Annotated in this window: 19 protein-coding genes; 16 read left to right on the top strand and 3 right to left on the bottom strand. The window is 61.9% G+C overall.

Features of this window, described 5'->3' with window-relative positions; genetic code table 11:
* Positions 1 to 21 precede the first annotated feature (21 nt).
* Positions 22 to 861, top strand: coding sequence for a formate/nitrite transporter family protein (locus tag HW554_RS13195; protein ID WP_176909057.1), 840 nt, complete (start codon positions 22 to 24; stop codon positions 859 to 861).
* 44 nt (positions 862 to 905) lie between these two features.
* On the opposite strand, the gene HW554_RS13200 is transcribed toward HW554_RS13195, so the two are convergent.
* Together HW554_RS13200 and HW554_RS13205 are read right to left on the bottom strand one after the other, a co-directional pair.
* The gene (locus HW554_RS13200; protein WP_176909058.1) at positions 906 to 1,817 is read right to left on the bottom strand and encodes a DUF4097 family beta strand repeat-containing protein; all 912 of its coding nucleotides are present in this window, start codon (positions 1,815 to 1,817) and stop codon (positions 906 to 908) included.
* Between the two features lie 43 nt (positions 1,818 to 1,860).
* Positions 1,861 to 2,790, bottom strand: a complete 930-nt coding sequence (locus HW554_RS13205) for an arginase family protein (RefSeq protein ID WP_176909059.1) — start codon at positions 2,788 to 2,790, stop codon at positions 1,861 to 1,863.
* Positions 2,791 to 2,965: 175 nt separating this feature from the next.
* Between HW554_RS13205 and HW554_RS13210 the strand changes: the two genes are divergently transcribed.
* The 13 genes from HW554_RS13210 (at position 2,966) to HW554_RS13270 (ending at position 13,975) form a co-directional block, all read left to right on the top strand.
* Positions 2,966 to 3,382 carry a SpoIIAA family protein gene (locus HW554_RS13210; RefSeq protein ID WP_176909060.1) on the top strand — a complete coding sequence of 139 codons (417 nt, stop codon included), beginning with the start codon at positions 2,966 to 2,968 and terminating at the stop codon, positions 3,380 to 3,382.
* Positions 3,383 to 3,460: 78 nt separating this feature from the next.
* On the top strand, positions 3,461 to 3,895 hold the full coding sequence (locus HW554_RS13215) for a hypothetical protein (RefSeq protein WP_176909061.1): 435 nt from the start codon (positions 3,461 to 3,463) through the stop codon (positions 3,893 to 3,895).
* 66 nt (positions 3,896 to 3,961) lie between these two features.
* Positions 3,962 to 4,810, top strand: a complete 849-nt coding sequence (locus HW554_RS13220; protein ID WP_176909062.1) for an SDR family NAD(P)-dependent oxidoreductase — start codon at positions 3,962 to 3,964, stop codon at positions 4,808 to 4,810.
* A 159-nt stretch (positions 4,811 to 4,969) separates the two neighbouring features.
* Positions 4,970 to 5,704, top strand: coding sequence for a YebC/PmpR family DNA-binding transcriptional regulator (locus HW554_RS13225; RefSeq protein ID WP_176909063.1), 735 nt, complete (start codon positions 4,970 to 4,972; stop codon positions 5,702 to 5,704).
* A gap of 174 nt (positions 5,705 to 5,878) precedes the next feature.
* Positions 5,879 to 6,937: a serine hydrolase domain-containing protein gene (locus tag HW554_RS13230; protein WP_176909064.1), complete on the top strand. Its 1,059-nt coding sequence runs from the start codon at positions 5,879 to 5,881 to the stop codon at positions 6,935 to 6,937.
* Positions 6,938 to 7,073: 136 nt separating this feature from the next.
* Positions 7,074 to 8,138, top strand: a complete 1,065-nt coding sequence (locus HW554_RS13235; RefSeq protein WP_176909065.1) for a proline iminopeptidase-family hydrolase — start codon at positions 7,074 to 7,076, stop codon at positions 8,136 to 8,138.
* A gap of 42 nt (positions 8,139 to 8,180) precedes the next feature.
* A complete protein-coding gene (locus tag HW554_RS13240) occupies positions 8,181 to 8,579 on the top strand; it encodes a hypothetical protein (RefSeq protein ID WP_176909066.1) in 399 nt (132 codons plus the stop codon).
* A gap of 20 nt (positions 8,580 to 8,599) precedes the next feature.
* Positions 8,600 to 8,938 (top strand): hypothetical protein, encoded by a 339-nt coding sequence (locus HW554_RS13245; RefSeq protein WP_176909067.1) that lies wholly within the window; start codon positions 8,600 to 8,602, stop codon positions 8,936 to 8,938.
* Positions 8,939 to 9,167: 229 nt separating this feature from the next.
* Complete coding sequence (gene rluF / locus HW554_RS13250) at positions 9,168 to 10,295, top strand: 23S rRNA pseudouridine(2604) synthase RluF (RefSeq protein ID WP_176909068.1); 1,128 nt, start codon at positions 9,168 to 9,170, stop codon at positions 10,293 to 10,295.
* Positions 10,296 to 10,673: 378 nt separating this feature from the next.
* A complete protein-coding gene (gene yiaA, locus HW554_RS13255; protein WP_176909069.1) occupies positions 10,674 to 11,111 on the top strand; it encodes an inner membrane protein YiaA in 438 nt (145 codons plus the stop codon).
* 159 nt (positions 11,112 to 11,270) lie between these two features.
* Positions 11,271 to 12,278 (top strand): biotin synthase BioB, encoded by a 1,008-nt coding sequence (gene bioB / locus HW554_RS13260; RefSeq protein WP_176909070.1) that lies wholly within the window; start codon positions 11,271 to 11,273, stop codon positions 12,276 to 12,278.
* Between the two features lie 176 nt (positions 12,279 to 12,454).
* A complete protein-coding gene (locus tag HW554_RS13265) occupies positions 12,455 to 12,718 on the top strand; it encodes a hypothetical protein (RefSeq protein WP_176909071.1) in 264 nt (87 codons plus the stop codon).
* A 117-nt stretch (positions 12,719 to 12,835) separates the two neighbouring features.
* Positions 12,836 to 13,975 (top strand): aminotransferase class I/II-fold pyridoxal phosphate-dependent enzyme, encoded by a 1,140-nt coding sequence (locus HW554_RS13270; protein WP_176909072.1) that lies wholly within the window; start codon positions 12,836 to 12,838, stop codon positions 13,973 to 13,975.
* Between the two features lie 78 nt (positions 13,976 to 14,053).
* Here HW554_RS13270 and HW554_RS13275 read toward each other — a convergent pair whose 3' ends face one another.
* Positions 14,054 to 14,503: a type I restriction enzyme HsdR N-terminal domain-containing protein gene (locus HW554_RS13275; RefSeq protein WP_176909073.1), complete on the bottom strand. Its 450-nt coding sequence runs from the start codon at positions 14,501 to 14,503 to the stop codon at positions 14,054 to 14,056.
* A gap of 180 nt (positions 14,504 to 14,683) precedes the next feature.
* Here HW554_RS13275 and HW554_RS13280 point away from each other — a divergent pair, with 180 nt between their 5' ends.
* Both HW554_RS13280 and HW554_RS13285 read left to right on the top strand, forming a co-directional pair.
* A complete protein-coding gene (locus tag HW554_RS13280) occupies positions 14,684 to 15,457 on the top strand; it encodes an AMP nucleosidase (RefSeq protein WP_176909074.1) in 774 nt (257 codons plus the stop codon).
* A 203-nt stretch (positions 15,458 to 15,660) separates the two neighbouring features.
* A complete protein-coding gene (locus tag HW554_RS13285; RefSeq protein WP_176909075.1) occupies positions 15,661 to 17,331 on the top strand; it encodes an amidohydrolase in 1,671 nt (556 codons plus the stop codon).
* Positions 17,332 to 17,395: the final 64 nt, after the last annotated feature.

Raw genomic sequence — 17,395 nt, forward strand, 5'->3', positions numbered from 1 at the left:
AGGCTGCGTTTAAGGCTTGCTATGCAAGAAGAAGACGAGAAGACCAAACAACAGGAAATCAAGCAAGAGCGTGCCGAGCAGCGCGAGGTGAACGAGCGCAAGGCCCCCACGGGCAAAGTGCTTTACCGCACCACCATGCAGGAGGGCGAAATGGAGTTGCGCCGCCCGACGGTAGCCCTGTTTTGGTCGGGACTGGCGGCAGGCCTTTCGATGGGTTTCTCCATGATTGGCGAAGGCCTGCTCAACCACTACCTGCCCGATGCTCCCTGGCGGCCCCTGGTAGCTAAATTTGGGTACAGCTTCGGATTTCTGATTGTAATCCTGGCTCGCCAGCAGCTATTTACCGAAAACACGCTGACTCCCATCCTGCCGCTGCTCGCCAAAAAGGACGTCGATACCCTGCTCAACGTACTGCGACTTTGGGGTGTGGTGCTGGTTTCCAACCTGCTTGGGGCCCTTGTACTGGCCCTGGTAGCCATGCACAGTACGGCCTTCGATGAAGAGGTGAAGACTGAATTTGTGCGCATGGGCGAAAAGGCCATGGCCTTCGGTTTCGGCACTACGCTGCTACGCGGCATTTTCGCCGGTTGGGTAATTGCCCTGATGGTCTGGCTGCTACCGTTCGCCGAATCGGCCCGGGTATGGGTCATTATCCTGATGACGTACCTGGTGGGCCTGGCGCATTTCAGCCACATTATTGCGGGCTCTGTTGAAGTATTCAGCGTGGCGGCCGTGGGTGGGGCTGGCTGGGGCCAGGTATTGGGCGATTTTGTATTACCGGCCCTGCTGGGCAACATTATTGGCGGCGTTACGCTGGTGGCAGTGCTCAGCCACGTTCAGGTCATGGCCGGCGAAGAGTAATAGGTAGCCCCGTTGGTCGGTTGCATTGCGGCCGGTTAGCGGGCCTACTCCGCATCGAGGGAATCGGGGGCGGCCGCCGGAGTAGGGCGTGGCTGCGTTACCCGCACGTTGCCGTTTGTGGTACTCACTTTAAGCTGCGCCCCGCCTTTACCCAGGGTGGCGGCCAGGTTGTGGGGCAGCAGGTTGAGGCGCTTGGTATTGAGCTCGGCGGCCACCCGGCCGCGGGTGGTGCGCGCCAGTACCGTGGCCGTGTACTCGGCCGGCAGCTCCCAGTTGATGTCGCCATTCACGGTGCTCACGTCCAGCCCCGGGCCAGTCCAGGTTTCGCCGTTCAGGCTTAGGTCGATGCGGCCGTTGGTGGTTTGGGCGCGCACGTCGCCGGACACGCCGCGTAACACGAGCGGCCCGTTGGTGGTGGTCAGGCGCAGCTGGCCGCGCACGTTTTCCAGCGTCAGCGCCCCGTTCACGGCCGTTAGTACCAGGTTGGTTTGGGCCGGCACCAGCACTTCGTAGCTCACGGCCCAGCCCTCCACCGAACCATTGGCCAGCGCAGCCCGCACCGTGTGGGCGGTGGCACCGAGGCGCACGGCGGTAGCCAGCGCCCGGGCTGTTTCGGCAGTAGCACCCTTGCCCGTAACACGCGCCCGCACCCGCACATCGGTCCCGGCCCAAGCCCGCACGCTAATGCTGCCGTTGGTACGCGCATCCACCGTCAGGGGCATATCGGCGGGTGGGGCAGCCAGCGTCAGGTTTCGGATTTCGCAGTACGTTTTCTGCAGTGGGCCCGCGGGCGGCGGGTCAGTAGCGCAATCGAGCGAGAAAACAGGCACCGGGCCCGCCGGCTGACGGATGACTTTAGCAGCAGCAGACTTGGCGGGGGTAGCTTTGGGGGCCACCGTTTTCTGGGCCATGGCGGGGCTGGCAGCCAACAGCAGAAGCAGAAGAGATGTTTTCATAGAAAGGGCAAAGAAAGCACTGGGCGGGCCGCAACACCCGCCGCTAAGCGCCAAGCGACGCCGCCACTCCCGTAAGATACGCCGCTACAATGGTTGCCGCCAACCGCGCCGTTTGCTGGTCGCGGTCGAAGAAGGGGTTAAGCTCTACCACTTCAAAGAGGCGCACCGGCTGCTGGCTCAGACTTCGAAACTTACCCGCCGCGAAGGCTGCCAATACGGCGTTGGAGGGTGTGAGGCCCAGCGGACTGGGGGCACTGACGCCAGGAGCATACGCCGACGCTACGCAATCAATATCAAAACTCACAAATACCGGCCGGTTGCGCACCACTTCTTGGAGCAACTTACTGACCCAATAAGCACCGTTTTGGCCCCGATGAATTTGGTTAGCCCGAATAACTTTCACCTCGTGCCGGCGCAGAAACGCCTGGTCTTCTTTTGTAGTGAGGTTGGAGTGCAGGCCTACTTCGGCAAAATTCTCTCCTGCCAGAAATCCTTCCCGCAATAGTTTACCAAAGGGCGTACCGCTGCCAATATCGAGGCGGTCCTTCACGTCGGCGTGGGCATCTATGTTGAGGCCTCCGGTTGGTTGCTGGCCGGTAGCATCGAACAAGCCGCGCACGGTGCTATAGGTGCCATCATGCGAGCCGCCCAGCACCACCACCCGCGGATATTGCCGACACAGCTCGCCCAGGCGCGCCCGGATACGCTGGTGGTTTGCAGTGTGATCAGGCTGCTTCAAGTCGAGGTTTCCCGCATCGGCAATTCGCAGCTTTTCCAGTGAAATCCCCCAGTCGGTATTGTAGGTTTTGTGGTAGCGCCGCAGCTCGGCCCGGATGGCGTTGGGGGCGTGGGCGGCCCCGGCACGGCCGCCTTCCAGCACCGTCCCAAAATCGAGCGGCAAGCCTACGAGGCACACATCGGCGTCGGGCAGCTCGGCGGCCGGGCGAATCAGTTCACGCAGAAAATCAGCCATAGCCCAAAGTAACGGATTGGCAGCCGAACAAACCGTGAGAATACGGTACTCTGCTCTGCCACATCTTTTCTGAATGAATACTCCGGGGGCACTTACTTTTAGGCCCCAAGTACCGTATGTACCCGCAGGCTGCCGACCGGTGGCGCCCCCACCCTCGCCCCTACCCCCGAGAAGCATGGTTTACTTTGACCAAATCCTGCTTGACACGCCCACGCTGCTGGTGAGCTACAGCAGCCGGCACAAGCTGGTGCAGGCCCAATGGCGCGGCCGCTTCGATGCAGCGTTGGCCCAGCAGCAGTGTCAGCTCATGCTCGCCAGCCTGCCCCCCACGCAGCCCGTGCACCGCATGGTGAATGATAGCAGCGAAGTATTTGGCGAGTGGCTGGAAGCCGGCGACTGGATTGGACAGGTATTGGCCCCCGCGCTGGCTGCCCACGGCGTGCGGGCCGTAGCCTGGATAAATGCCATGGACTGGCCCTCACGCGAAGCGGTGGCCTGCAGTGTTTCGCTCACGCAGAAGCTGCCCATTAAAACCTTCGATTTTGATGAAGCAGATGCCGCGCTGGCCTGGGTGTTGAGCATCGAGGACTAATCGTCAGTCGGGTAGCGGCACCCCCTTTCATCTGCCAAAGGGCGCTTATCTTTCGGCATGAACGTCCGTCGCCACCTCTTGCCTCTGTTTTCTCTGCTGCTACTGGCGCTGCCACTGGCGGCCCAACAGCCCGCCCGGGTGCAGCCAGTACCCCACCCGGTTGCACCCGCGCCGTTTTTCGGCACCTACTCCTACCTCAGCTACACCATCCTCGACCGTGAAAGCAGCTCCGAGCCCATACCGGCCCAGGGCGTGGGCGGCACGCTCACGCTGCGCTCCGACGGCAGCTACCAGAAACGCCTGACGCTGACGGCCAACGGCGGCCCCATGCGCTTCGACCAGGACGGTCGCTACACGTTCACGCCCGGCCGCATCCGTTTCACGCACACCGACAAAAAAGGCCAACCACGCACCGACGAAGGTACTTTCCGGCTGGACAAAGGCCAGCTTACCATCGTAGTGGCGGGCTTTCCGGTGGGCAACCAGAGCACCTACACGCTACGGCGGCAGTAGCAGCAAGCACCCTTACCGGGCTTTTTTAAAACACGCATATCCGTTCAGCTTACTTCTTTTCATCCGATGCAGTCAATCGTTATTACCGGGGTATCGAGCGGAGTGGGGCTGGCGGCGACGCGGGCGTTCCTGGCGCGGGGCTACCGCGTGTTCGGCAGCTTGCGCACCGAAGCGGATGCCACGCGGCTGCAGGCCGAACTCGGCCCCGATTTCATGCCCCTGATTTTCGATGTGACTGATGCCGAGGCCGTGGCCCGGGCGGCGGCCGAAGTGAGCCGCGCTCTGGGTCGGGAGCCACTGACGGGCCTGTTCAACAACGCCGGCGTGGCCTTTGGCGGGCCGTTGCAGCATCAGCCGCTGGAAGTCATCCGGCAGCACTTCGAGGTGAACGTGCTAGGCCTGATTGCCGTGACGCAGGCATTTCTGCCGCTGCTGGGCGCGCGGCCGGGGTTCGGGGGCCGCCCCGGCCGGGTACTGAATATGGGGTCGGTGAGCGGGCAGGTGGCCTCGCCGTTTCTGGGGGCTTACGTGGGCAGCAAGCATGCGCTGGAGGGCATCACGGGCAGCTGGCGGCGCGAGCTGAAACTGTTCGGCATTCCGGTGGTACTCATTGGCCTGGGCGTTACGCAAACGCCCATCTGGGACAAGGGCATCGACCTGGCGCCCTATGCCCACACGCCCTACCACGGCCCGGCCCAACGCTTCCTGGGTTTTATCAACAAAACCCGCGCCCAGGGCCTGACGCCCGAGTACGTGGCGGGCCGGCTGGTACAGATTATGGAAGCGCCCCGCCCCAAACTGCGCTACACCATTGCCGCCGACGTGTTCCGGGCCTACATCGTGCCCCGCCTGCTGCCCGCCCGCGCCCTCGACTGGCTACTGGCCCGCGGCCTGGGACTCAAGGTGAAACAGTAAAGGAGCGACTTGGTAAATGCGTGAAACTGACACTCATGTTCGCCTGCTAATTTGCTCCTCGATTTCAGCCCCGGCTGGGTTTCTGCTAACTTGCACCTCGTTCCGGCCTCGGGCCAGCACGATACCTTACTCCTTACCATTTCACCAAACCACCAATAGATGGGACGCGCGTTTGAATTCCGCAAAGGCCGCAAAATGAAGCGCTGGGACCAGATGTCGAAAGACTTTACCCGCATCGGCCGCGAAATTGTGATGGCCGTGAAGGAGGCTGGCCCCAACCCCGACACCAACTCGCGCCTGCGCACGGCTATCCAGAACGGCAAGGGCGTGAACATGCCCAAAGACCGGGTGGAAGCCGCCATCAAGCGGGCTTCTTCGCGCGAGGAAAAAGATTACCAGGAGGTAGTGTACGAGGGCTATGCGCCCCACGGCGTGGCTGTGGTGATTGAAACTGCCACCGACAACCCCACCCGCACCGTGGCCAACGTACGCATGTACTTCAACCGGGGCAACGGCGCGCTGGGCACCGCCGGCTCCTCCGACTACACGTTCACCCGCAAGGGCGTGTTCAAGCTGGCCGCCGAAGGCCTGGAGCTGGAAGAGCTGGAGCTGGAGCTGATTGACGCCGGCGCCGAGGATGTGTACGCCGACCAGGAAGAGGACGAGCAGGGCCAGATAATAAACTACATCGTAGTGGAAACGGCCTTCACCGACTTCGGGCAGATGCAAAAGGCGCTGGAAGAAAAGGCATTCAACGTGCTGTCGGCCCAGCTGCAACGCGTGCCCAACACCACCGTTAGCCTCGAAGGCGACGAGCTGGAAGAAGTGATGAACCTGATTGAGAAGTTCGAAGAGGACGACGACGTGCAGGCCGTGTACCACACATTGGGCTAATCACGTATTAGCACGAATTTTAGCGGATTTTGTGGCTTATTTCGCCAGTCTGATGGGCTGCTCCAGGTAGAGCAGCCCATTTTGCTTTTTTGCCGGGGCAACTGCTGGCCCGTTCCCGCATCTGCCCAAGTACCCGTCCCGGCCGTAACCCCGCGTCCGGCCTTCCTGAGTTCTATGAAACTGCTGCTCCTGCTGGCTCTGCTGTTGCTCAGCCTACACGCTCCCGCCCAGCAGGCTGAGCTAACGGCCCTATTGGCCCAGCGAAACGTGCCGGGGCTGCAACTGGTGCATACCAAAGGCGGCAAGGCTACAACCTACACGGCAGGACGGCTCCGGCAGGATTCGGCCGCGGCCGTAACGGCCGAAACCGTGTTTCAGGCGGCCTCGTTGGGCAAAGTGGTGCTGGCCTACCTCACGCTCCACCTCCACGACCAGGGCCGGCTCAACCTTGACCGGCCGCTGCTCAGCTACGCGCCGTACCCGCGGGTGCAGGGCCAGCCCCACGCTGCCCGCATAACGGCCCGCATGGTGCTCACCCACACCACCGGCCTGCCCAACTGGGCCGATAACCCACTGGGGGCCACCTGGGCCACTTCGCCCCTAGCGTTTCGCTTTGCGCCCGACAGCTGCTGGAATTACTCGGGCGAAGGCTTTGTGTGGCTGCAGCATACGCTGGAGCAGCTCACCGGTGAACCGCTGGAAACACTGGCCCAGCGGGAGGTTTTCGGGCCGCTGAAGATGCGCCGCAGCAGCTTCCGGTGGCAACCCCGATTTGCGGGCAATGCCGCCTACGGCCACGACAAGGCCGGCCAGCCTACCCAGGTGCGCCGCTTTGCCGAGCCATACGCGGCCTACAGCCTGCTCACCACCGCCCCCGACTACAACCGCTTTGTGCAGGCCCTGCACACCGGCCGCGGCCTCAAACGAACCACTGCTGCCCTGCTGACCACGCCCGCCAATGAGGCCCGCCGCTGTGGTCGGCCAGCTGGCCCCACCGACCCGTTTGTGGCCTGGGCGGCAGGCGTGGGGCTGGCTACCACCAGCGCCGGCCCTGCCCTCTGGCACTGGGGCGATAACGACGACTTTCAGGCCTTTTTCATGGTGCTGCCTGGCCGCCGCGAAAGCATGCTCTTCTTCACCAACAGCGCCAATGGCCTGCTTCTCACCGACGAGCTCCTGCGCTTGTTTATCGGCCCAGGCGTGTACCGGACCAGTCAATGGCTGGCGGAGTAACTGAACGAGGTAGGGGCGGGGCTTGCCCCCGCCCGCCGTTGAACGGAATCGTTGAAACGGTGCGGACGGCGGGCGGGGACAAGCCCCGCCCCTACCTCATTCACAACTGACAACTGACAACTGAATATATTGCCGGATGCTGAAACGCCTCCTCGCTGTCACCCTGCTGGCCCTCGCGGCCTCCTCCTGCTCCCCCTCCGCTACCGAAGCGCCCGATGCCGCCGCCACACCGGCCCTCACGGCTTACTTCCCGGCTCCCGACACTACCGCGCTGGCTGATGGCGGGGTGAAGATGGTGCCCATTACCACCCCTAAGGGCACGTTCAACGTCTGGACCAAGCGGTTTGGGAGCAACCCGCGCATCCGGCTGCTGCTGCTGAATGGGGGGCCGGGAGCCACGCACGAATACTTTGAGTGCATGGAGAGCTTCTTGCCCCGCGAGGGCATCGAGTTCATCTACTACGACCAGCTCGGCTGCGGAAACTCCGACAACCCCAAGGATACCGCCATGTGGAGCCTGCCGCGCTACGTGGAGGAAGTGGAGCAGGTGCGGCAGGCCCTCCAGCTCGACAGTAGCAACTTCTATTTGCTTGGCCACAGCTGGGGCGGCATTCTGGCGGCCGAGTACGCCCTCAAGTACCAGCAACACCTCAAGGGCCTTGTCATCAGCAACATGATGATGAGCATTCCGGCCTACGGCAAGTACGCCAACGACGTGCTGGCGCCGCAGTTCAAACCCGAAGTGCTCAAGGAAATCCGGGAAATTGAGGCGCGCAAAGATTTCCAGAACCCGCGCTACATGGAGCTGCTGCTGCCCAACTTCTACACCCAACACATCCTGCGCCGCCCCCTAAGCGAGTGGCCCGAACCGGTGAACCGCTCGTTTGCCAAAATGAACCAGTCGCTTTACGTGACCATGCAGGGACCGAGCGAGTTCGGCGTATCGGGCAAGCTGCTCAACTGGAACCGCGTGCCCGACCTACCGAAACTGGCGGTGCCCGTGCTCAGCATCGGTGGCAAACACGACACCATGGACCCCGAGCACATGCGCATGGTGGCCTCAACAGTGCAGCACGGCACGGCCCTCATCTGCCCCAACGGCAGCCACATGAGCTTCTACGACGACCAGCAAACCTATATGCGCGGCCTGACAACGTGGATGAAAGGCGTAGACCAGGGCGAAAAAGAGGTAAAATTGTAGTCCGAACGCCGCTCATTTTCCGGCAGACGCCCAATTTTCCTGATGCCTGTTCCTGCTTCCGACTCCGCGCCTCCTCTCCCTCTGTATTCCCAGCGTAGTATCCGGCTGTTCTCGCTTGTGTTCACTACCATTTCGGCCAGTTTCCTCACGGCCAGCAACTTGCGGACGATTGGCAGGCCTGATCAGGCGCGCAAGGTTATCTGGGCGAGTGTGGTGTATATGGTCCTGATGGGGGTGCTGGTATCCTTCCTGCCCAACACGTCTGCCTACGGGGCCTACGCCGCGGGCATCGGGCTGGCGGGCGGCTACGGCCTCAACACCTACGCCGATTCGTTTATCCTGAACAAAAAGGACCACCCGGCCCGGAGCATCTGGCGGCCGCTGTTGTTGTGTCTGCTGGTTTTCGTGCCCCTGCTCGGGCTGCTCGTGTACGTGTTGTAAGCACTCTTTTCTCTGACCCTATGCGTTTCCCCTACCGCTCCCTGTTTCTGTTTGAAGCCGATACGGCCACCGTTTTCGAAGTAAAGCGCCTCGACATCCAGAGCAAGAACCCCAGCCACCTGTACTTCTGGCTGTATTTCGATAATGCCAGCGGCCAGCTCAGCCAGCTCGATTTTGAGGATATGAGCACGGAAGCCGGCGAACACCTGCGCGAATTCACGCAGGGCCAGCTGCGTTTCAACACCACCGAGGGCACCTTTTCGCCTACCGATGGTACTCAGCCGCTGCATCTGCGCACCATCACGCCGCCCACGCTGTCCGCCGAACTGGAAACGGCGCTGTTCGCGTTTTTCGCTTAAGCTCCGGTTCGGACCTAAGCGTGCCCGCTGGTTATCAACCGAGACAGTACCCCTCTCCTGAATACGGCGTACCTTTGCGGGCTGCCGACCCACCTCGGGCCGGCAGCTTCTTTTTTTGCCGCCGGTTTAAGCGGGTGTTGGAATGCCTTTGCGAGCAGCACTGCTTCGACAGGCTCAGCCTGCCAATTTCCTAACACCCCTTCAGTACCCGGCACTACGTTTTACTCTTATGGCAACCCGACTCAATAAATACATCAGCGAAAGTGGCGTGTGCTCGCGCCGCGAAGCCGACCGCCACATCGAGCAGGGCAACGTAACGGTGAACGGCAAGCGGGCCGCCGTTGGCGACCAGGTAACCACCCGCGACCGGGTGGTGGTAAACGGCGCCCACATCGAGCCCCGGCCCGAAGAAGAGGCGGTGTACCTGGCCTACAACAAGCCTCCCGGCATCGTCACGACCACCGATTTGGGCGTGAAGGACAACGTTATCCGGGCCATCAAGCACACGGTGCGCATCTTCCCCATCGGCCGGCTCGACAAGGAGTCGCAGGGCCTGCTGCTGATGACGAGTAATGGCGACATCGTGAACAAAATCCTGCGCGCCGGCAACCAGCACGAGAAGGAGTACATCGTGATGGTGGACAAGCCCATCAAGGACGATTTTATCGAGGCCATGCAGAACGGGGTGCCCATTTTGGGCGTGATGACCCAGAAATGCAAGGTGGTGAAGGAAACGCCCTACATTTTCCGGCTGACGCTGGTGCAGGGCATGAACCGCCAGATTCGGCGCATGTGCGAGCATTTCGGCTACGAAGTGGTGCAGCTGGAGCGCATCCGCATCATGAACATCAGCATCAAAGGCCTGGGGCCCGGCGAGTGGCGCGAGCTGCGCGACAAGGAGCTGAAGGTGCTGTTTGAGATGATTGAAAACTCCAGCGGCACCGACGACGGCCGCACGCCGCGCCGCCGCAAAGTGGTATCCACGGCCGAGCAGTGGGGCGACCAGCCGGGCCGCAAAACCGCACGCCGCGCCACCACCCGCCCCGACATCGTACGCCTCCCCTCCGACCCCTCGATGGGCGACGAGGCCCCGCGCAAAACCAAAGCCCTGCCAGCCGGCACCTGGCTCGATAAAGATTCCGTCCGTCCTGGAGCCAAGCCCAAGCGGCTGGTAACGGCCGGCCGCACCGCCGGCTCGGGCCGCCCCACCGATAAAGCCGGCCCCCGTCCCGGAAAATCTGCCGGCCCAAAAAGTGGTCCGAAAGGTGCCACCAAGCGCCCGGCAAAAGGCAGTGGCGGCCCTGCTAAGGGCCAAAGCAGCAGCCGCGGCAGCCGCGGTTCCAGCCGCAGCCGGTAGTATCAGCCGAATCCAATTTCAGCAGCCCCCGAACTTTCAATAGGTCGGGGGCTGATGTTTTTTTGGCAGATACCCGACTGGTTTCCGACCAGCAGCAGGCCTTAATCCTGCTGAAACACGCCTGTCAGGAAGTCGGATATTGCACCTATCGGGCAACGTGTAAGAGGCAAAAATGCAGCATCAAAACAGCTTTTAGTATTCTTAGACAGCCTTTTTATGCCTACGCATTAGCCGACGCTACTCCAGCAAGGCTGGTTTGCTAAAGTCTGAACGCACGGAATCCTGGGGCTATTCGCCGGGAATGGGCGCGTATGTTTGGAATGTCGGACGCGTTGCCGCCGATATTTCTTTCACCACGTCACTGCCACTGCCACTGCCATGAACGCTCCGCTCGCCAAACCATCTAACGCCTTTGTTGCCGCCTCTTGGTCTGCCCTGCTGGCCGGCATGGTCGCCTTCATCGTCGGCCTCTGGAATGCCCAGATGTTGCTCAACGAGAAGGGCTACTACTTTACCATTCTGATGTACGGGCTGTTTTCGGCCATTTCGCTCCAGAAATCGGTACGCGACCAGCTCGACGGCATTCCGGTAACCAGCATTTACTATGGCCTGAGCTGGTTTTCCACCATCCTCTCCATTGCCCTGCTCACGGTAGGCCTGTGGAACGCCACGCTCACGCTCAGCGAAAAGGGCTTCTACGCCATGTCGTTTCTGCTGAGCCTGTTCGCTGCCATTGCCGTGCAGAAAAACACCCGCGACGCCCGCGCCGAGCAGCCCGCCGAGCCGAAGCTGCAAAATCAGTACACCGAAAATTAGGCAACCCTCCGGTAGGAAGAGGCGAGGATACTCTGGCCCCGCTGAGTATCTTGCGGCTATATTTTAGCTGTTAGCTGTTGGCTACTGGCTGTTAGCTTTCCGCCTGACAGCACCGCCACAAGAGCTAACAGCCATCAGCTAACAGCTAATAGCTTAACCATGCTCCGCACCGACTGGACCCTCGCCGAAGTAACCGCCATTTACCACCAGCCCGTGCTGGAACTTGTTTCGCAGGCTGCCGCCATCCATGCCGTAACCCAGGCTACCGGCGAAGTGCAGGTGTGCACGCTGCTAAGCGTGAAAACCGGCGGCTGCCCCGAAGATTGCGCCTATTGCCCCCAGGCCGCCCGCTACCACACGGGCGTGCAGGCCCACAAGCTGCTGCCCGACGCCGAAGTGCTGGCCTCGGCCCAGCGCGCCCGCGACGCCGGCTCCACCCGCTTCTGCATGGGTGCCGCCTGGCGCGAAATCCGCGACAATAAGGACTTTGACCGCGTGCTGGGTATGGTGGAGCAGGTGAACGGCCTTGGGCTGGAAGTATGCTGCACGCTGGGTATGCTGAACGAGTACCAGGCCGAGCGCCTGAAAGCAGCCGGCCTCTATGCCTACAACCACAACCTTGACACCAGCCGCGAGAAGTACGACGACATCATCACCACGCGCACCTACGATGACCGGCTGAATACGCTGGAGCACGTGCGCAAGGCCGGCATTTCGGTGTGCTCGGGCGGCATCATTGGCCTGGGCGAAACCGACGAGGACCGCATAGCCATGCTGCACACGCTGGCCACCCTGGAGGCTCACCCTGAGAGCGTACCGGTAAACGCCCTGGTACCCGTAGAAGGTACGCCCCTGGCCGAGCAGCCCCGCGTGAGCGTGTGGGAAATGCTGCGTATGATTGCCACCGCCCGCATTCTGATGCCCAACACCATGGTGCGCCTCTCGGCCGGCCGCCAGGAAATGCCCGTTACCGAGCAGGCCTTGTGCTTCCTGGCCGGTGCCAACTCCATCTTCTCGGGCGAGAAGCTACTGACCACCCCCAACCCCGACTTCGACGCCGACCAGCAGATGTTCGCCCTGCTCGGTCTCAAGCCCCGCAAGTCGTTCAAAGATGTGCCAGAGGGCGCCGTACTGATGGGCCGCGGCAAGGCGCCGGTAGAGGCGTAGTACGGGCCGTCAGCACTCCAGAAGCGTGTCATGCTGAGTGCAGCGGAATCGAAGCATTCCTACTACAATGGTAATCCTGACGTATGGATTCACTTTTTGCGGTAGAGATGCTTCGACTACGCCTGCGGCTTCGTTCAGCATGACACTGTTTTTTCTTTCTAATTCCTCCTCACTCCATGGAAATTCCCTTCGACCTCAATCTTAATCATGCCTACGCCGAAAGTATCCGCCAGCAGCATGAGGCCCGCGAGGCCCACGACCTGATTTCGGAGTTGGAAGACAAGGTTGGGTCGGCTCTGGGGCTGGTGATGCAGCGCCACGGCGTGCTGCCTGCCGTTGGCGACCGGGTGGAGGTGGATTCGGAATGGCTGGTCATCAGTGCCCGCACCTTCGGACAGGATGGCAGCGTGTGGCTCTCGGTAGGCCCGTTTGCAGGCTGAGGTTTCCGTGTCATTCTGAGCAGAGCGAAGGACCTGGTAAGATGCTAATACTTGATATCAGCTTCTTACCAGGTCCTTCGCTCTGCTCAGAATGACAGACAGTTTTTCCGCGCTACTATGCCTACTTCTCTGCACCAGCGCCTGGCCGCCGAGCTGGCCCGGCGCGAGGCAACGGGCACCCGCCGCCGCCTGCCCGCCCCGCCCGCACCCGGCCTCACCGATTTCAGCTCCAACGACTACCTGGGCCTGAGCCGACACCCGCAGGTACTGGCAGCGGTGCAGGCAGCCGCCCAACTACCGGCCGGCAGCACCGGCTCGCGGCTGCTCACCGGCAACTCAGCCACCGCCGAGGCCCTCGAAACCCATTTGGCTCAGTTCCACGGGGCCGAAGCGGCGCTGCTCTTCAATTCGGGCTACGCGGCCAACCTGGGCTTCTTCGGGGCTGTGCCCCGGCGCGGCGACACGATTCTCTACGACGAGGCCAGCCATGCCTCCGTCAAGGACGGCATCCGGGCCACGCCGGCCACCGCCTGGAGCTTCCGCCACCACGATTTGGCCGACCTGGAGCGCAAGGCAGCCCGCGCTACCGGCGCGGTGTTCGTAGCCGTGGAGGCACTGTATTCGATGGATGGCGACGTAGCCCCGCTGGCCGAATTGGCGGCCGTTTGCCAGCGCTTGGGCCTGCATCTGGTGGTTGATGAGGCGCATACCAACGGCCTGTACGGCCCCCGCGGCGAAGGGCTGGTAGCTGAGTTGGGACTACAGGAGGCCGTATTTGCCCGTATCCTCACCTTCGGTAAGGCCCTCGGCAGCCAGGGTGCAGCCGTTGCCGGCTCTGCCCTGCTGCGCGACTACCTGCTCAATTTCAGCCGGCCCTTCATTTACACCACGGCCCTTCCCCCAACCACCGTGGCTAGCCTTGCGGCGGCCTACGAGCTGCTGCCCGGGCTGCTGCCGGCTCGCGAGCAGCTTTTCCGGCTTTCCGATTACCTGAGGTCTACGCTCAATGCCGTGCCCGGCCTGCACGTGCCGGCCACCAGCCACGTTATCCACCCGGTTTTTTTCACCCAAAACCCCGGCCCCACCGCCGTGCGCACCATAGCCGCCGCCGCTCAGGCTGCCGGCTTCGATGTACGCGCCATTGTGGCGCCCACCGTGCCCGCCGGCACCGAGCGGCTCCGGCTCATCGTGCATTCCTTCAACACTGAAGCCGAAATTGATGCGTTGGCGGCAGTGCTGGCAGAGGCTGTTAGCTAAACTTGTGGAGGGCGCTGTAGGGGCGGGGACAAGCCCCGCCCCTACAGCGCCCTCCACAAGTTTAGCTGGCTCTACGCGCTAACAGCTCAAATAAACGGGCACTTCATTCAGCCGCTCGTTGGTGCGGTTTACGGTATCTACCCGCCAGCAGTAGTGCTCCAGGCCGTTGCTGAGCAGCAGCAGCGGCGCGCCGATGGTGAGGTTGTAGGTGGCAATCTGGTGGGCGACGGTGGGCGTGATGGGCACGGTGGGACGCTTGCACTCGACCAGCAGCAGCGGCTGGCCGTTGGCATCGAGGGCCAGCAGGTCGGTGCGTTTCTGGCGCTGGTTGTACTGGTGGCCGCGCTCCAGGCTCAGCAGCCCCTTGGGGTAGCCGCGGTGGTTGATGAGGTAGTGTACCAGATGCTGGCGTACCCACTCCTCGGGCGTGAGCACCACGTGGCGACGGCGCAGCACGTCCCAGATTAGCAACTTTTCGCCGCTTTGTGTAACTTTGGCTTCGAAAGGCGGCAGATTCAACTCTTGCATCACCTACAAAGGTACGGCCCCGGGGTTTCTCCCGCTTTTCATTCCGTGCCGTCGATTCCCCCTTCCGGGCACCGACGGCTTTTTTGTACCTACCCTTTTCCGGCCGACTGCGCTGGCCGCTGCTCCGGGCTGCTGCCGGTTGCGGTGTAACCTTATCTTTCGCAACCCTAACCCTTTCGTATGAAAACTAAAGCTGACATTGTTAAAAACTGGCTCCCGCGCTATACCGGAGTCGAATTAGAGGAATTCGGGCAGTACATTCTGCTGACCAACTTTGCGAACTATGTGACCATGTTTGCCGAGCAGTTCGGCACCGAAGTGCGCGGCCTCGACAAGCCCATGCAGACGGCCACGGCCAACGGCATCACTATTATCAACTTCGGTATGGGCTCGCCGATGGCGGCCACTGTTATGGACCTGCTTTCGGCCATCGAGCCCAAGGCGGCCCTGTTCCTGGGCAAGTGCGGCGGCCTGAAATCCAACACTAAGCTCGGCGACCTGATTCTGCCCATCGCCGCTATCCGGGGCGAGGGTACGTCGGACGACTACCTACCGGCCGAAATTCCAGCCCTGCCCTCCTTCCGCCTGCAGCGCGCCGTAAGCAGCATGATCAAGAAGTACGAAATGGACTACTGGACCGGCACGGTGTACACCACCAACCGCCGCGTGTGGGAGCACGACGAGGCGTTCAAGGAGTACCTGCGCCAGGTGCGGGCCATGGCCGTGGACATGGAAACGGCTACCATCTTCACCGTGGGCTTCGTGAATGGCATTCCGCACGGTGCGCTGCTGCTGGTGAGCGACAACCCGATGACGCCCGAGGGCGTGAAAACATCGGAGAGCGACAAGAAAGTAACCGCTGGCTACGTGCTGAACCACCTGAAAATCGGTATCGAGTCGTTGCTGGAGCTGAAGAACTCCGGCGAGTCGGTGAAGCACATGCGCTTCGACTAGCACGGCTTTTTAGAAGCAAAAAAGAACGTGTCATCCTGAGCGGAGCGAAGGATCTTATCACGCTTGAACGAGTCGTTGTTACGGTCGTTCGAACGTGATAAGATCCTTCGCTCTGCTCAGGATGACACGTTCTTTTTTTCGCTGTTATCTTTCTCAGCGGCTTTTCCCCGACCTTCCCGTTTACCAACCCCTCTCCCGCTTCTATGCTTCCACATTTTCGCTCATTGCTGGCCCTGCCGCTGCTCGCCGCCGGCTTCAGTGCCTGCCAGTCTGGCGGCTCCGGCAACCGCCAGCCCGCCGATTTGCTCGTGTACAACGCCACGGTGTACACCGTCGATTCGGCGTTCAGTTCGGCGCAGGCGTTTGCCGTGAAGGATGGCAAGTTTGTGGGCGTGGGCACGGCCGAGGAGCTACGCGGGCAGTTCGAGGCGAAAGAGGAGGTGGACGCGAACGGACAGTTTATCTACCCCGGTTTCTACGATGCGCACTGCCACTTTTACCGCTACGCTCTGGGCCTGCGCGATGCCGATTTGGGCGGTACCGCGTCGTGGCCGGCAGTGGTGGCCAAACTGAGCCAGCAGCGGCAGCAGTACCCGCAGGCGGCCTGGCTCACGGGCCGCGGCTGGGACCAGAACGACTGGCCCAACAAGCAGTTCCCGACCAAAGACACGCTCGACGCACTGTTTCCGAACACGCCCGTATTCATCATCCGGGTAGATGGGCACGCGGCCCTCGTCAACCAGAAGGCACTCGATCTGGCCGGTATTACGGCCCGCACGCCCATCAGCGGCGGCACGATTACCAAGGATGCGGCCGGACGGCTTACAGGTTTGCTGGTAGATAACGCCGTAGACCTGGTGTCGGCCAAGATACCGGAGCCCGGCGCGGCCGAGGCCGAAGCGGCCCTGCTCGACGCGCAGCAGCGCTGCCTGGCCGTGGGCCTGACCAGCATGGCCGACGCAGGTCTGGAAAAGGCCCAGGTCGACCGCCTCGACCAGCTGCAGGAGGCTGGCAAGCTCAAGGTGCGCCTGCACGTCATGCTGGCCCCAACCAAGCAGAACAAGGATTTTTACCTTCAGAATGGCCCGGTGCTCAAAGACCGGCTTACCGTCAGCTCGTTCAAGGTGTACGCTGACGGGGCCCTGGGCTCGCGCGGGGCCTGCCTGGTGCATCCGTATCAGGATAAGCCCCAGGAAACGGGCTTCCTGCTTTCCACCGAAAAGGAGTTCCGGGAGCTGGCCAAGCTATTGGCGGCCAGCAAGTTTCAGATGAACACTCACGCCATCGGCGACTCGGCCAACCGCATCATCCTCGACATTTATGGCGAGGCGCTGAAGGGCCAGAAGGACCGCCGTTGGCGCATTGAACACGCCCAGGTAGTCACGCCGGCCGATATGGGCAAGTTCGGGCAGTTCGGCATCGTGCCTTCGGTGCAGCCCACCCACGCCACCTCCGACATGTACTGGGCCGGCGAGCGACTGGGGGCCGAACGCCTCAAAACGGCCTACGCCTACGAGCAGCTGCGCCAGCAATACGGGCAGGTAGCCATCGGGAGCGACTTCCCGGTGGAGGACATCAACCCGCTCTTCGGCTTCCATTCGGCCGTGGCCCGGCAGGATGCCAAGAACTACCCGGCCGGTGGTTTCCAGCCCGCCAACGCCCTTTCGCGCCCCGATGCGTTGCGCGGCATGACCACCTGGGCCGCCCACGCCGCCTTCGAAGACAAGCAGAAAGGCAGCATCGCGCCCGGCATGGCCGCCGACTTCGTCGTCGTCGATACCCACCTGCTCAAAGCCCCCAACGAGCGACTCCGCGCCGCCAAAGTGCAGCAAACCTGGATTGCGGGCGAGAAAGTTTTCTCGGTTAAGAAGTGAGCAGCAGGAAGTAAGCGTGAGTGTTTCGATTACTTAACTGAGCAGCATCGAACAGCTCATTTTC

The organism is Hymenobacter lapidiphilus (assembly GCF_013377885.1).
Classification (GTDB): domain Bacteria; phylum Bacteroidota; class Bacteroidia; order Cytophagales; family Hymenobacteraceae; genus Hymenobacter; species Hymenobacter lapidiphilus.